14 protein-coding genes are annotated in these 14451 nt (G+C 41.0%); 8 read left to right on the top strand and 6 right to left on the bottom strand.

The window, feature by feature from the left end:
* Positions 1-35: 35 nt before the first annotated feature.
* On the bottom strand, positions 36-392 hold the full coding sequence (locus BGP76_RS14250) for a hypothetical protein (protein ID WP_119845188.1): 357 nt from the start codon (positions 390-392) through the stop codon (positions 36-38).
* A 27-nt stretch (positions 393-419) separates the two neighbouring features.
* On the opposite strand from BGP76_RS14250, the gene BGP76_RS14255 reads away from it, so the two are divergent.
* Positions 420-1169: a ComF family protein gene (locus tag BGP76_RS14255; protein WP_119845189.1), complete on the top strand. Its 750-nt coding sequence runs from the start codon at positions 420-422 to the stop codon at positions 1167-1169.
* Between the two features lie 49 nt (positions 1170-1218).
* On the opposite strand, the gene gldJ is transcribed toward BGP76_RS14255, so the two are convergent.
* Positions 1219-2448, bottom strand: a complete 1230-nt coding sequence (gene gldJ, locus BGP76_RS14260) for a gliding motility lipoprotein GldJ (protein WP_084190457.1) — start codon at positions 2446-2448, stop codon at positions 1219-1221.
* Positions 2449-2727: 279 nt separating this feature from the next.
* Here gldJ and BGP76_RS14265 point away from each other — a divergent pair, with 279 nt between their 5' ends.
* Positions 2728-3324: a sigma-70 family RNA polymerase sigma factor gene (locus BGP76_RS14265; protein ID WP_119845190.1), complete on the top strand. Its 597-nt coding sequence runs from the start codon at positions 2728-2730 to the stop codon at positions 3322-3324.
* 29 nt (positions 3325-3353) lie between these two features.
* Here the strand turns inward: BGP76_RS14265 and BGP76_RS14270 are convergent, their stop codons facing one another.
* The 4 genes from BGP76_RS14270 to BGP76_RS14285 all read right to left on the bottom strand — a co-directional run bounded on the left by BGP76_RS14270 (position 3354) and on the right by BGP76_RS14285 (position 9551).
* Positions 3354-4289 (bottom strand): hydrogen peroxide-inducible genes activator, encoded by a 936-nt coding sequence (locus BGP76_RS14270; protein ID WP_073121820.1) that lies wholly within the window; start codon positions 4287-4289, stop codon positions 3354-3356.
* Positions 4290-4347: 58 nt separating this feature from the next.
* On the bottom strand, positions 4348-6501 hold the full coding sequence (locus BGP76_RS14275) for an OmpA family protein (protein WP_119845191.1): 2154 nt from the start codon (positions 6499-6501) through the stop codon (positions 4348-4350).
* Positions 6502-6566: 65 nt separating this feature from the next.
* Positions 6567-7268 carry an OmpA family protein gene (locus tag BGP76_RS14280; protein WP_119845192.1) on the bottom strand — a complete coding sequence of 234 codons (702 nt, stop codon included), beginning with the start codon at positions 7266-7268 and terminating at the stop codon, positions 6567-6569.
* 51 nt (positions 7269-7319) lie between these two features.
* Entirely contained in the window at positions 7320-9551 is a 2232-nt protein-coding gene (locus BGP76_RS14285) for a patatin-like phospholipase family protein (protein ID WP_158584283.1), read from the bottom strand.
* A 140-nt stretch (positions 9552-9691) separates the two neighbouring features.
* Here BGP76_RS14285 and BGP76_RS14290 point away from each other — a divergent pair, with 140 nt between their 5' ends.
* From BGP76_RS14290 to BGP76_RS14315, 6 genes are all read left to right on the top strand, one after another.
* On the top strand, positions 9692-10909 hold the full coding sequence (locus BGP76_RS14290; protein ID WP_073121629.1) for a PAS domain-containing sensor histidine kinase: 1218 nt from the start codon (positions 9692-9694) through the stop codon (positions 10907-10909).
* Between the two features lie 103 nt (positions 10910-11012).
* Positions 11013-12521: a F0F1 ATP synthase subunit beta gene (atpD, locus tag BGP76_RS14295; protein ID WP_073121627.1), complete on the top strand. Its 1509-nt coding sequence runs from the start codon at positions 11013-11015 to the stop codon at positions 12519-12521.
* 4 nt (positions 12522-12525) lie between these two features.
* The gene (atpC, locus tag BGP76_RS14300; RefSeq protein ID WP_073121625.1) at positions 12526-12783 is read left to right on the top strand and encodes an ATP synthase F1 subunit epsilon; all 258 of its coding nucleotides are present in this window, start codon (positions 12526-12528) and stop codon (positions 12781-12783) included.
* A 160-nt stretch (positions 12784-12943) separates the two neighbouring features.
* Complete coding sequence (locus tag BGP76_RS14305) at positions 12944-13651, top strand: NAD-dependent epimerase/dehydratase family protein (RefSeq protein WP_073121623.1); 708 nt, start codon at positions 12944-12946, stop codon at positions 13649-13651.
* Positions 13623-14075 (top strand): D-aminoacyl-tRNA deacylase, encoded by a 453-nt coding sequence (gene dtd, locus BGP76_RS14310; protein ID WP_119845194.1) that lies wholly within the window; start codon positions 13623-13625, stop codon positions 14073-14075. Before BGP76_RS14305 ends, dtd begins: the two co-directional genes overlap by 29 nt.
* Positions 14075-14401: a nucleotide pyrophosphohydrolase gene (locus BGP76_RS14315; protein ID WP_119845195.1), complete on the top strand. Its 327-nt coding sequence runs from the start codon at positions 14075-14077 to the stop codon at positions 14399-14401. The genes dtd and BGP76_RS14315 overlap by 1 nt, the downstream gene beginning before the upstream one ends.
* Positions 14402-14451 lie beyond the last annotated feature (50 nt).

The raw sequence follows: 14451 nt of genomic DNA on the forward strand, positions 1-14451 counted from the left end.
CAATATGACGATATATGCTAAGGGAGCTTTCATATTTAAAAAGTCAGCCCGATTTCTTGCTCGAAATAATCAATTGTATTTATTTTCAACAGTTTTTCTTGTTCCATTAGATTCAGGTTAGGTAGGTTCTCTCCTGCTTTCCAGTGAGGCCAACCATCTTGATCAATGCCCTCCAGTTTATAATATCCAGACAAACTAAGAACTTTGCATATGCCTAGGTGTATGAGGTCTTGCTTTTCTTCTTTGGAGAAATTAAGTTGACCTTTTCCTAATTCTTGTACGCCGATGAGAAAGAGAATACCATTGAGATCAGAAGGTTTTTTACCAATTACTATTTTGAGTTCTTCCCTTAATTTGAGCCACTTTCTATCTAAATCTAGATCTCTTTTCATAAATCAAATTTCTATTTTCAAATATAATTGACAGCAATACAGGAATCTATTTTTATCTTGAAGAAAGCATCAATAGACATGGATTTTACAAAATATTGGAGAGCATTTGTATCATTAGTCTTCCCTATCACTTGTGCGGATTGCAACCGGCCGCTTGTAGAGGGGGAAGAGTTTTTGTGTTTACATTGTAGAATAGATTTGCCATTGACTAATTATCATCTAATTAATCCTAACCCTTTAGAAACGGCTCTGTCGGGATATATAACCATAAGCAGGGCACATGCTTACCTCAAATACAATAAGAAAGGAACAGCACAGAAGCTATTGCATCAGCTGAAGTATGGTGGTTCCAAGAAGGTTGGCTTGATATTAGGCAAATGGATGGCAAGAGACCTTAAGTCTGATCTAGAAGCTTCTCAGATCGATTATATAGTTCCCGTACCACTACATCGCACACGGTCTCGAAAACGTGGTTACAATCAATCGATGGAAATAGCAAGAGGCCTTTCGGAGACGCTTGGTATTCCTATAGCTAGTGAAGTGATTAAACGTATCAGAATGTATAAGTCACAGGCGAAAAAGAGCCGTTTGGATAGGCTGAATAGCGATCAGTCAGAATATAAGGTGATAGATAAAGCTATGATAGAAGGAAAGCACATTTTGTTAGTGGATGATGTGATCACTACTGGTGCTACGATTGGTGCTGTTTCACGTGAACTTTTATTAGTAGGTGGAGTAGCTAAACTATCGATAGCTTGTCTTGCTACGGGCAAATAAAAAGGTCAACTGTTAAGCTGACCTTTCACTGTATCGTTTTATAGGACTACTAGTAGTTAGTACCTGCCCGTATCATTGCACATCTAAACCCGATTGTAGAAGTAGCCGAATCTTCTTCTAGGAATCTTCTTGTTCCTGGAGACATCCAGTAAGCTACATCTGCCCATGATCCTCCTTTAAATACTCTAACTCTGTTACTTATTAGAGAATTGAAGTTTGCAGCATCATAGCCATCTTCTTCATCTAGGAATCCGTCATTTCTGACAGGGTTTAGGTCATCAAAATCTTGATAAGACAATGGTCTGTATACATCTTGTACCCATTCGTTTACGTTTCCAGCCATGTTGTATAGACCGAAATCATTAGGCGGGTAATCGTAGATATATGTAGTGATCATTGCACCATCATTTAGTTTACCAGCGATACCAGCATAATCACCTCTACCTCTTTTGAAGTTGGCCATGAAAGTACCAATCTTCTTACCGTAAGGGTTTCTTAGTGCATGACCATCCCATGGATAAAGTCTTCTGTGCGTGTGGTTTTCATCCAGCCATTGTGTGCCGATCAAAGCTTGTGCCGCATACTCCCATTCCGCTTCTGTCGGTAGTCGGTAGTTTGGCAATACAAAGCCTGTCTCAAGTGGAATTCTTTGGTTTGGCGATGCTGCTTCAGCTTCTGCTCCACCTCCATCATAGTCTTCATAGTAGCCAGCATCTTCAGCCAGTTTTTGATTCACGACGATCGATCTCCAGTTACAATAGTCTTGTGCTTGTTTCCAAGTCACACCCACGACTGGGAAGAATCTAAAGCCTGGGTATCTTAAGTAATGATCTACATAAGGATCGTTATAAGCCAAATCTCTAGACCAAACTGTAGTGTCTGGCAAAGCTGACTTATAGAACGCAACCGAAGAGTCTAATCTGACAAAATGCAGATACTCTAACCAGTGAATGTTGGCTACTTCTGTTTCATCCATATAGAATGAAGCAACAGTAACTGTTCTTTCTAGGTTGTTGTTGGTATGCATAATATCTTCTTCGAAAGATCCGAGAATGACACGTCCGCCTTCAATGAATCGTAAGTTAGGCCCTTCGGGCTGCCCTCTAAAATCACTGACTTCAAATGCACCTTCTTCGTTGTACTCTAGTCCAGTAGCTGAACTATACGCACCAGGGCTCTGACTAGTCGCATGTCCGCCACCTCCACCACAAGAGCTTAATGCAAAACCTAATCCCAGTGCAAACGCCGAAGCGTTCAAGAAAGGAATAAATTTCTTCATAACAATTATCAAATTTTATTCGAACTCCTAAAATAGCTACAAAATTTAACAAAACAAATCACATGCAAAATTGAAGAAAATCTATATTCAATAATTCTGGCTTGGAATCTACTTTGTCGCTATAGTCTACTTTACTAATATTTAAATTCAAAAGTATTCAATTTATTGTCTAGATAAACCAATAATTCAATAAATGATGAATAATTAATTTTTACAAAATGTGCCTATAACCCTACTTGTTTTAAACATTGTATTTATTTAGTTACTTTTGTAATTGTAATGTCACAGGCAGAAGTATATGCATATCGTCCTTTTTTGATCGCAGTTGCGACCAATCTAGTAGGCTGTAGATCTACAGCAGAAGATCTCGTGCAGGATACTTTTTTCAGCTGGTTGAAAGTTGATACCAATAAGATTCAGGATGTCAAATCGTACCTAACACGGACTGTGACTAATAAATCCCTGAATTATTTAAAGTCTATTCGTCAAAAGAAGGAGGAATTTCTCGATACTGTACAGCCATCATTGGCGTCATTTAGTATGACCCCAGATTTTTCTAGCATGGATTTGAAGTGTGAGGTGACACATGCTCTTTCTGAGGTTTTTAAGAAACTCGCACCAGCTGAGCGTGCGGTTTTTGTGTTGAAGGAGTTGTTTAATTTTGATTATGCTGAGTTAACCTCTATTCTTGGGAAGAAGGCAGACAACTGTAGACAGATTTTCAGTCGTGCACAGTTAAGGCTGTCTCAAGAAACGGATAGGTTTAGTATTGATGTGGATAAATTAAAAACAACTGTTGTAGATTTCAAAAATGCCACCCTCGGTGAGTTTTCTGGTTTGATCGAGAACCTTAAGTCCGACCTGAACAAGAAGTAGTCACCCTATTCCTACGAGTTTCGTTATTATCACAATTTTACTACATTCATGTTTTTCTTGCTGAGAAGTGTAGCAGGTAGCGTATTGTTGATCTCTTCTTTGAGAGCGTGTATTAATTTGTGTTTGACAAAGCTTTTTTTAACGACCAAGCCTACCTCTCTCGTAGGTACAGGTTCAGAAAAATGTCTAATCTTACTTTTATCGTCTTTGTTGAGGTCATAGGTAAACAGCTCAGGGATCAAAGTATATCCTCCACGTTTGTCTACGAGTTTTTTGAGTGCTTCTAATGAACCGCTTTCGTAGAGTACTCGGTTGTTGAACCTTTCTGCTTTATCAGCGCGACATATCGTTAATGTTTGATTTCTAAAGCAATGTCCTTCATTGAGTATCCAAAGGCCTTCAGCATTCAAATCACTAGCATTAATGTTTTCAGCTTTGTAAAGCGGGTGATGATGCGATGCGTACACCGAGAACTCTTCATAGAACAATGGAATTTCTTTGAGGTCATCATTGTCCAGTGGGGTGACCATGATGGCAATATCAATCTGGTCTTTTTTGAGAAGGTCTGTGAGCTCATCAGTCATGTGCTCGGATATTTGTAGGTTGATAAATGGATATTTCTCCACAAAACTAGAAATGAACAAAGGGATTAGGTATGGCGCTAGCGTGGGAATAACTCCGATTCGTATATTTCCTTTGATGTCATGCTTTTCTTCGTCTATGATTTCTTGGATACGTTGTGATTCACTGACGATGACTCGTGCTTGTTCGAGTATTTTTTTTCCAATTTCAGTAGGCTGGACAGGATGTTTAGATCTGTCAAAAATGATGACACCTAGCGAGTCCTCCAGTTTTTGGATTTGCATACTGAGTGTAGGCTGGGTCACAAAACACTTTTCTGCTGCAATAGCGAAGTGCCTGTAGTTGTCCAGTGAGATGATATAATCTAATTGAACGAGTGTCAAATGATGAAATTTAGGATAAAAAAAGAGACCCATATTTGGGTCTCCAATTCTAATGTATTTACTCGAGAATCTTGAACTCGACTCGTCGATTCTTTCTTCGATTTTCTAAAGAATCGTTAGATGATTTTGGTTTGGTTTCACCATAACCCACTGTAATCATTCGGCTCGGGTCTATATTTTGTGATTTGAAATATTGATAAACAGAATTTGCTCTTCGTTTAGATAATTGTTGATTATACTCATCATCACCTATCGAATCTGTGTGTCCAGATATTTCGATTTTATTGATCACATTTTTGTTGAGCAGATCTAGGACTCTGTTGAGCTCCGAATAGGAAGCTGTTTTTAGCTCATCTTGATCAAAATCAAAAAAGATATTGTTTAGCACAACAGCTGCTCCAGTCTGAAGAGGGTTCAGTGTCAAATCTTGAATGATTGTTTCATTTTCTGTGATATCATTGAGATCGATATTTTCACTTTTGGCTAAGAAACCATCTTTATCTGCGAGAAAACCATATCGAGCACCAGACCTTACTTTGAATTCAAAAATGCCATTTTCGTCAGTATAGGTTTCCCCAACTTTTACTCCGTCAGGTAGTCTCTCTACTATCACTTTGCTGCTGATGGCTTTGTTTCCATCAGTATTGAAGACTTGCCCTTTTATTGTCACAATTACATCCGTGATAGGAGCAACAGGTGCAGCTGCGGCAGCCACTACTGGTGCTGGTGTAGCTGCTGCAACGGGTTCTTCTTCTGCGGCCAGTGCTTCTTCTGCAGGAGTGTTGTCAGCAATCAACTCTTCGACAGGTTCGTCTTGAACCGGTTCAACGAACAGTTCGTCGATTCTGAACTGATATACATCTGTATTTTCGTCAGAGGATCCTCTAGAAAAATAGGCATGGCTACCTGTGGACGGAATGTTAAAATAGGTGTCATCCATTGGCCCATTTACACCACTACCCATATTTTCTGGTTTAGACCATTTGGTCCAAGAATCATCTAGTCTTTTGGACACAAAAATATCGGACTCACCGTACCCCCTGAATCCTTTGGAACTGAAATAGAGCGTTTTATTATCCTTGTCTAGAAAAGGGGCATGTTCTACATCAGCTGAATTGATCACCGAGCCCAAGTTCATGGGTTCGGACCAAGTGTTTTCTACGTCTGTTTTGAAGGAGACATATAAATCTCGGCCACCATTGGTGTCGTCTCTTTCTAATGACATGATGAGCATCTCGGTATCTTGACTCATATAAAAATCAGCTTGCTCCGAATAGTTGTACGGGTTTTCAATGTCTACATTGACAGGTTTGTCCCATTTGCCATTTCCATTGCTTTTGGACATTGAAATACCCTCGCCCATCCTGCCGCGTTTTTCATAGCGGTTGCCCAGCAAGAGTATTATTTCATCACCAATTTGGGTGATGGAGCAGATGTAGTTTGGGCCTGGCGTGTTCAGTGGACTACCGATATTTTTGGCAGGTAGCCATTCTTGGGTTTCTTCGTCTAGCTCCGAATACCATATATCTGAGTAATCATCCGTTCCCCCTACGTTATCAGGGTGGCTCATTCTACTAAAGTAGAGTTTCTTCCCATCTGGAGATAATAGTGGGCCAAGTTCCGAATACTCAGAGTTGACATTGGTACCGAGCTGAGTCGTACTCAGGTTATTGTTGACATTGCTGGCCAACTCTATGAGAACGCTGATCGGAATATTAGATGAGGAAAGGCCGATTGCGTCAATACTGTTATACCCAGGGACACTTTCACCGTTGATATCTACACGTAGATAGGCTATTCTATAGGGTGTTTTTTCGAAGAATAGATTTAGCAACCGGCTTTTTAGCGGTATAGGCCTAGTGTTGAGGTCGAAAAGTAGGTATTCATTGTCTAGTGAGTCATAGGCATAGACTTTAGAGACCGCACCGGGGTTTTCCGTTTCAGCAATGGCAATTTGTTGTGCTCTGATAGGCTTATCAAATTTGACAACTATGTATTCTTGCTTGTCTGTTTTGCCCGGTCTCCAGGCATTTGGGCTTTCCCCTCCAGATGGATATACATTAGGAGAGTGCAATGCTTGACTAGCAGCGTATTGCAAAGCGGTGAGTTCAGAGGTAACAAACATCACTTCTGATGCCCATTGTACAGTTTCTTGAGCAAACACGTTCGAGCTCAGCAATAGTGTGATGACGAGAATTCTAAAAATTTTCATTCAGGTTAGTCCGTTAAGAGTGATTGAAGCATAGTCTGGAAGGATTCAAAGGTATTCAAAATATTTTATTGTTGAATAATTCTGACCTCAACTCGCCTGTTTTTTGCGCGGGCTTCAGGCGTTCTTTCTCGTGTCAAAGGTTCCGTGCCACCGAATGCCTTTGTTTTAATTCTGCTTTTCTTAATTCCTTTTTTTGTCAAATACTCTTTGACTGCTAAAACGCGCTCTTCGGAGAGTCTCATATTGGCTTCAGCATTTCCCTGAAAGTCGGTATGCCCTTCTAGTTGAACGACGGCATTGGGTCGTTTTTCTAACCAGTCCGCAAAATCATCTAGCTCAGTATATGATTCTTCACTGATGTCTGCCTTGCCTCTAGAGAAGATGAGGTTGTCTAGACTGATTTTTTCATGCATGGCGTCTGGTTGCATTTTGAAATTCTTTTCTATCAAGCCAACACCTTTGTCTATTACCTCGAACTCTTCAGAGATAGGTTTGTAGCCATCTGCCTTGACAGTGATGATATATTTTTGATTTTCTATGAGACTAAACTCATAGACACCATTGCTCTGGTTGGTAGATGAAATACCCATATCGTCATAGTATGGTAGTTTTTCGTAGAATACACTGGCTTGGATAGGCTCATTGGAGTTCGGGTCGATCACAGTGCCAGTGATACGGATGAGCTTTTCATTTTGCTGCGCTAGACTGGCAGTAGATATTGCAATAAATAGCAACAGTGTGATAAGTTGAGGTGGTAGGACTTTCATTCAATTGTTTAGTTTAGGCTCAAATATCTAGAATTTATGATAAAATATCTTTTATTCTAAGGATTGCTTGTTGAAAAGCAAGTATCCTACTCTTAACAGAAGTCCCCAATTATCAATCTCTCCTTCGTAATAGTTGGCTTGAAAGCTAACGGGTCCAATGATTGTTTTGAGAACTAGTGATGACGAAGCGGTAAACTTAGTGTTGAAACTGTTCGTTTGGAAGGTGAGCTCTGGTGTATCCTCCAAATAATCAAAAGATTGGAAAGCATATCCCTCTAATCGAAAACTTAGGTTTTTGTATAAAGATAAGCTGCCGACGGTTCCTATGGCTAGGTAGTTTCTGCCTCGGAAGTTTCTTAGGTAGAGTGTACGACTCACCTGATGTGGATAAAAAGCGGGTAGGTTGATAGATGTGGTTAGGGCTGTCTCCATAGTGGGTTGGTTGGATAGCACCATTTCTGCTTTGGCTCCCCAACTTAAGCGATTGGTTAATTGCCAATATTTGTCTCCTCGAACTTTGACGCGTGACCACTCTAAGGTTTCTTCTAGGTCTGTGCTCTGCTGTTGACCATATCGTAAAGTACTTAGTGCATAGAAATAATCTAGATTTACGGTCAACTGGCTTCCTCGTGTTGGAAATTCGGGATCATTGAGTCCGTTGTGATAGAGCCCAAGGCCAGTACGAATACCGGCTAGATCAAAGTTGTCAAAATCAACACTCAATGGGTTTTGCTCATTGTGGACCTTATCCGTATTCGCGATAAAGGCTGCATTGTAGTTAAGGCTGAAATTTCTATTGAGAACGGTATTTAAGCGCATACCTATTTTGAGGTCATTGCGTATGAGAGGAGCTAACTGATTTCCTTTGAGTAGATAGTCAGATGCACTTAGATAATCCCATTGGTTTAGTATAGATTCAGCTTGAAGAGACCACTGTCGCTGACCTCTCAGTTTAAAGTTAGTACGCAGTGCAAGTGAGGTATAAAACCGGCCTAGGTAGGCCTGTATCGAGTAATCTTCCATGATGCCCGAAAGGCGTTTCAAGTTTAATTCTAGAAAGAAATACGAAATGTGTCGTGTGGTAATACTACCACCGATTCTAGACCGAAGTTTTGGGTCATTGTTTCCTCGGAGTTCAAAAGAATTTTTATCTCCGAGCGTGTAACTAGGAAAAAGATTAGCAAAGTAATCGTCAGAAATCAAATTGAAATACCCTTTTTGAATTGCTTCAAAATCGAGTGGTCGAGTTTTGTCAAAACTTTTTGAAATGTATTGGCTCTTTTTAGGGTTGAACCCATCTATAGTGATGGTATCAAAAGTAATTTTTTGTTTGCGGGAATTAAACTCTTTTCGCTTCAGGGTGATTTCATCTTGATCTACTCTTCGCTCTATTTTGGTTTTTATTTCACTCATTTGTGCTAGAGCGGTTTCATAACCGAGCTGGTAGATTTCTTTGGCCATGTCAAACGCTAATGCACCGTATTCGGAGACATCTACATCAAGAAAGATGTCTTTATCCGAAAGTTCCCTCGGGTCAGCTTTGTTTAACAAAAGGAAGACAACTGATTCGGCCATTTGTCTTTCGTCGGTATCGTAGGGATATTCGGCAGCTACTTTGTCCCCGACATTGACACCTATGATGACATCAGGTTTGAACGCAGACTTGGCTATGTCAACGGGAAAATTGTCATAGATTCCTCCATCTAGGAGCAGCTTACCGTCAATCCTGACTGGTCGGTAGATGAATGGTATGGACATAGAAGCACGGACTGCTTCGTACAAATTGCCACTGTCTATCGTGACAGGGGTTTCTTCAAAGATGTTCGATGCAGTTGATCGAAAAGGCACAAATAGGCTGTCAAAATTACCTTCAGCTATTCGTGATGCCTCAGCAAACTGCTCTGCTAAATGAATATTGAGTGTAAAATCATTGTCCATATTCATGTCCAGCGTAGGCCTAGCGATGGAATCCAAATCGATTTTGAGAGAGAGCCATGAGGGGTCTGGCACTTTGTCGATATTGTTGACTTGGTATTGCTTTTCCATTATCCCGTCGATCCAGTTTTGCATTTTCTGAGATTGGGCTAGTTCGGAGATTTGCTTAGCACTATACCCTGCGACATAGTGACCACCGACCACACTACCCATAGAGGTGCCGATGACATAATCTATGGGAATGTTATTTTCTTCCAAAGCCTGAATTACCCCTGCATGCGCTAGGCCTTTGGCTCCACCGCCACTGAGTACGAGAGCCACGCGCTGTGCATGTGTTTTTGACGTCACAAGGAACAATATTAGAACTAGGATGGTTTGCTTATACATGAATGGCCTGTCCAGAATAGCGTTAAAAAATCAAAACTATGAAGATCATCAGATATTCAAATTAAACTGCCCTTATATTTGTCTCAACACAACAGCAATGAATGGCGATTTTATCTAAATCAAATACCTCTTTAGAATTGTACCGAAATAGATCCAAATTCAAATGGGTCGTATTGGTCGTATCGATCATCATTAGTTTGGTCTCGATATATTATACCAATATGCTGGTGAGTCAGCTCAAGAACCGAGAGGAAAAATCCATCAGCCTATATGCCAATACCCTAGAATATCTCGCAAACCAGCCAAGTAATTCGGGAATCAATTTTGTCTTCGAAGAGATCATTGTGTCCAATAAGTCTATCCCCGTCATCGTTACAGATGAGATAGGAAAACCACTCGACTCGCGAAATATCCCACGTGCTGATAGAGCGCAGACGGTCAAGGAACGCAATAGTATTTTGAAAGAAGAGTTAGAGATCATGGAGTCTCAGCATGAGCCTTTACTGGTGACGCTTCGCAGCGGTGATGGCAGCATTACAGGCTATCAGTTTATCTATTTTCGAAACTCCTCACTCCTAGCGCAGCTCAAATATTACCCTGTGGTTCAGCTATCCATCATAGGCATATTTGGAATGATCGCCTTTTTGATATTCAATTACTCCAAAGTGGCAGAGCAAAACAGAGTATGGGTCGGGATGGCCAAAGAAACCGCCCACCAGTTAGGCACCCCGATCTCATCGCTCATGGCGTGGGTAGAATACCTCAAAACAGATGAAAACCTGACCGACAAAGAGATTATTGTGGAACTCGAAAAAGATGTCGAGCGTCTTAATATGATTACTTCCCGGTTTTCAAACATCGGATCAGAACCACTCCTAGAGAATGCCAACGTATATGATGTCATCAACGAAACAGTGCTTTATCTCAAAAGAAGGCTCTCGTCCAAAGTCATTTTCACAATCAGTTGTTTTCCGAACAACGAGTTGGAAGCCAATCTGAATATCCCTCTTTTTGAGTGGGTGATTGAGAACCTGTGCAAAAACGCAGTAGATGCCATGGTCGGTGATGGAGAGATTAACATCAAAATCTTGAAAGCAAACGAAGGTCACGTGGTAGTCGATATATCAGATACAGGCAAAGGGATTCCCAAATCGATGTTTCAGAAAATCTTCCAACCAGGCTATTCTACGAAGAAGCGTGGCTGGGGGCTAGGTCTTACTTTGGTCAAACGAATTATAGATATTTACCATAAAGGAAAAATCTATGTGAAACACTCTGATAGCAAAGGAACCACGTTCAGAATCTCGCTCAGATCGTGATCGAGTCAAAAACAAATACGATAGTTGGGGATTAGTCAAACTTACCTTAACTTCGCCCACTGAAAAAATAGGACACAATTTTCATAGAATAAAATATCTAGAAATGGCAAATAGTGGTAAAATCACACAAGTTATTGGCCCAGTAGTGGACGTAAGCTTCGAGGCTGAAGGGTCTAAGATTCCAAATATTTTGGATGCGCTCTACGTGACCAAAGAAAACGGTCAGAAAGTAATCCTCGAGTGCCAGCAGCACTTAGGAGAAGATAGAGTAAGAACGATTGCGATGGAAGGTACCGAAGGGATGACTAGAGGTATGGAAGTAATCGATACTGGTTCGCCTATCACTATGCCTATCGGAGAAGATATCAAAGGACGACTATTCAACGTAGTAGGTGAAGCGATCGATGGTATCGAGCAGCCCAAAGGAGAAAAGTCGCTTCCTATTCATAGAGCAGCTCCTGCTTTTGAAGATCTATCGACATCTACTGAAATTCTATTTACAGGTATCAAAGTAATCGACTTGATCGAGCCGTATGCCAAAGGAGGTAAGATTGGTCTATTCGGTGGTGCTGGTGTGGGTAAAACGGTTTTGATCCAAGAGCTCATCAATAACATCGCCAAAGGACACGGTGGTTTGTCAGTATTCGCTGGGGTAGGTGAAAGAACTCGTGAGGGTAATGACCTGCTCAGAGAGATGATCGAATCTGGTATCGTAACTTACGGTGACGAATTCCTAGAATCTATGGAAAGCGGCGGATGGGATCTATCCAAAGTTGATAAGAAAAAATTACAAGAATCTAAAGCAACATTCGTGTTCGGTCAGATGAACGAGCCTCCAGGGGCAAGAGCTAGAGTAGCACTTTCTGGATTGACAGTTGCAGAATATTTTAGAGATGGTGAAGGCGACGGTGAAGGAAAAGATATCCTTTTCTTCGTAGATAACATCTTTAGATTTACTCAAGCGGGATCTGAGGTATCGGCTCTTCTAGGTCGTATGCCATCAGCGGTAGGTTACCAGCCTACACTCGCGACTGAGATGGGTGCCATGCAGGAGAGAATTACCTCTACCAAAAACGGGTCGATTACTTCAGTACAGGCCGTTTATGTACCTGCGGATGATTTGACTGACCCTGCGCCAGCGACCACATTTGCTCACTTGGATGCTACGACAGTACTTTCTAGAAAAATCTCAGAGCTAGGTATCTACCCAGCGGTGGATCCACTAGATTCTACCTCTAGAATTCTCTCTAGAGAGATCGTAGGTGATGAGCACTATGACTGTGCTCAGAACGTAATCGAGATTTTACAGAGATACAAAGAACTACAAGATATCATTGCTATTCTCGGTATGGACGAATTGTCTGACGAAGACAAGCAAGTCGTACACAGAGCAAGAAGAGTACAACGTTTCTTGTCCCAGCCTTTCCATGTAGCAGAGCAGTTTACAGGACTGAAAGGCGTGCTAGTTGATATCAAAGAAACCATCAAAGGATTCAATGAGATCATGGCAGGTAAATATGATCATCTACCAGAAGCAGCATTTAACCTCGTAGGAGGTATCGAAGATGCTGTAGCGAAAGGTGAGAAAATCATGGCAGAAGCTAACGCATAAGGATATGTTTTTAGAGATCATTACACCAGACGAAAAAATATTCGAAGGAGAAGTAGATCATGCGACCTTTCCTGGTAGCAAAGGATCTTTTCAGGTTTTGAATGATCACGCCGCTATGGTTAGCTCACTTGGCAAAGGGGATTTGAAAATGGTCATCACTCACAACAAAAAAACCGAAGAGACGCACATGGCGATCGACGGGGGGGTGGTTGAAGTCCTAAATAATAAGGTATTGGTCTTGGCTGAACACGTCGAAAAGTGATCCAATATCAACGAATTTAAAGAAAACCCATAGATCTTGGTCTATGGGTTTTTTGTTTTTAGAAACAGCCATCTTGTTATTTTTCAATTACTTGTGTAATTATTTGCTTCTTGATAGGTAAGTGTCTAATTTTTTAGTCCAATTCTAACTAGAATCATAAATGGGAGGTAAAACAGCATTGATAGTGGGAGCTACTGGATTAGTCGGTAGAGAACTGCTAAGTACTTTACTCAGCAAGGACTATTATTCAAAAATCCTCATTTTGGGTAGGCGGTCACTAGAAGTCAAGGACAATCGAATCGAAGAGCATCTTGTCAGTTTCGATGAACTCGAAAACCTCAAAGGCCAGTTCTCGGCGCAAGATTATTATTGCTGTATTGGTACAACGATGGATCAGGCAAAAACTAAAGAGGCATTTTACAGAGTCGACTTTACCTATCCTATGGAGCTAGCTAAACTCGCCCAATCTGATGCTCAATTCAAGACTTTTAACCTTGTGTCCTCGTACGGTGCGAGTGCAGAGTCAGGCTTATTTTACAATTCGGTAAAAGGTCAACTCGAAGAAGCACTCAAGGAGCTGGGTCTAGAGACTTTACATATTTATCAGCCATCTCTTTTATTAGGTTATCGACCTCACTTTAGGCTGTGGGAAGAAATGGCCAAGTTAGCCTCTTCCATTTTATCATTTTTCATCATAGGTTCTCGTCTGCGTTTTTGGGCAATTAAGGGGTCACAAGTCGCTGATGCGATGTACTATGTCGCTACCAGTGGCGAAACAGGGGTTCATATTCATAAACCGCTGGAGATGAAAAAAATCGCTCAGAAAAAAGAATACCAATTTGATAGTAGTCGTTCAGAAGTCGCTTGAAGCATCTGTAAGTATTGAAGGCAATCTCAAAGGTAGCATAGGTGTAGGATTGATGTTGCTGGTAGGTATCGCCGATGAGGATACTACGGAGGATATACAGTGGCTCAGTAGAAAAGTAGTCAATATGCGCCTATTCGAAGACGAATCAGGTGTCATGAATAGAAGCCTTCTAGAGGTAGATGGGAACATACTGCTGATTAGCCAGTTTACACTTCATGCCAGTACCAAAAAGGGCAATCGTCCCTCCTATATCAAAGCAGCTAAGCCAGAAATAGCCATACCGCTCTATGAACAAATGATAGCGCAATTAGAAACAGATTTAGGAAAACCAATAGAGACGGGAGAGTTCGGTGCGGACATGAAAGTATCATTGGTTAATGACGGCCCTGTCACCATCATCATAGACTCAAAAAACAGACAATAATGACGATCGAAGAAGCTCAATCAAAGGTAGACGACTGGATCAAAACCTATGGCGTTCGCTATTTTAGTGAGCTCACCAATATGACAATCTTGACCGAGGAGGTAGGTGAATTGGCGCGGATCATGGCTAGAACCTATGGGGATCAGTCTTTCAAAAAATCTGATTTAGGCAAAGACCTAGGCGATGAAATGGCAGATGTACTATGGGTACTGATCTGTCTTGCTAACCAAACGGGAATCAGCCTTACCGAAGCATTCCAAAAGAACCTAGAAAAGAAAACCCAACGTGATGCGACCAGGTATAAGGATAATGAGAAGCTAAAGTGAAACTTACTTAGAAAAGGCAATTCGAATAATGCTGTAATTTCGTATCTATT

The sequence above is a fragment of the Reichenbachiella sp. MSK19-1 genome (genome assembly GCF_003590315.1).
Taxonomy (GTDB): Bacteria; Bacteroidota; Bacteroidia; order Cytophagales; family Cyclobacteriaceae; genus Reichenbachiella; species Reichenbachiella agariperforans.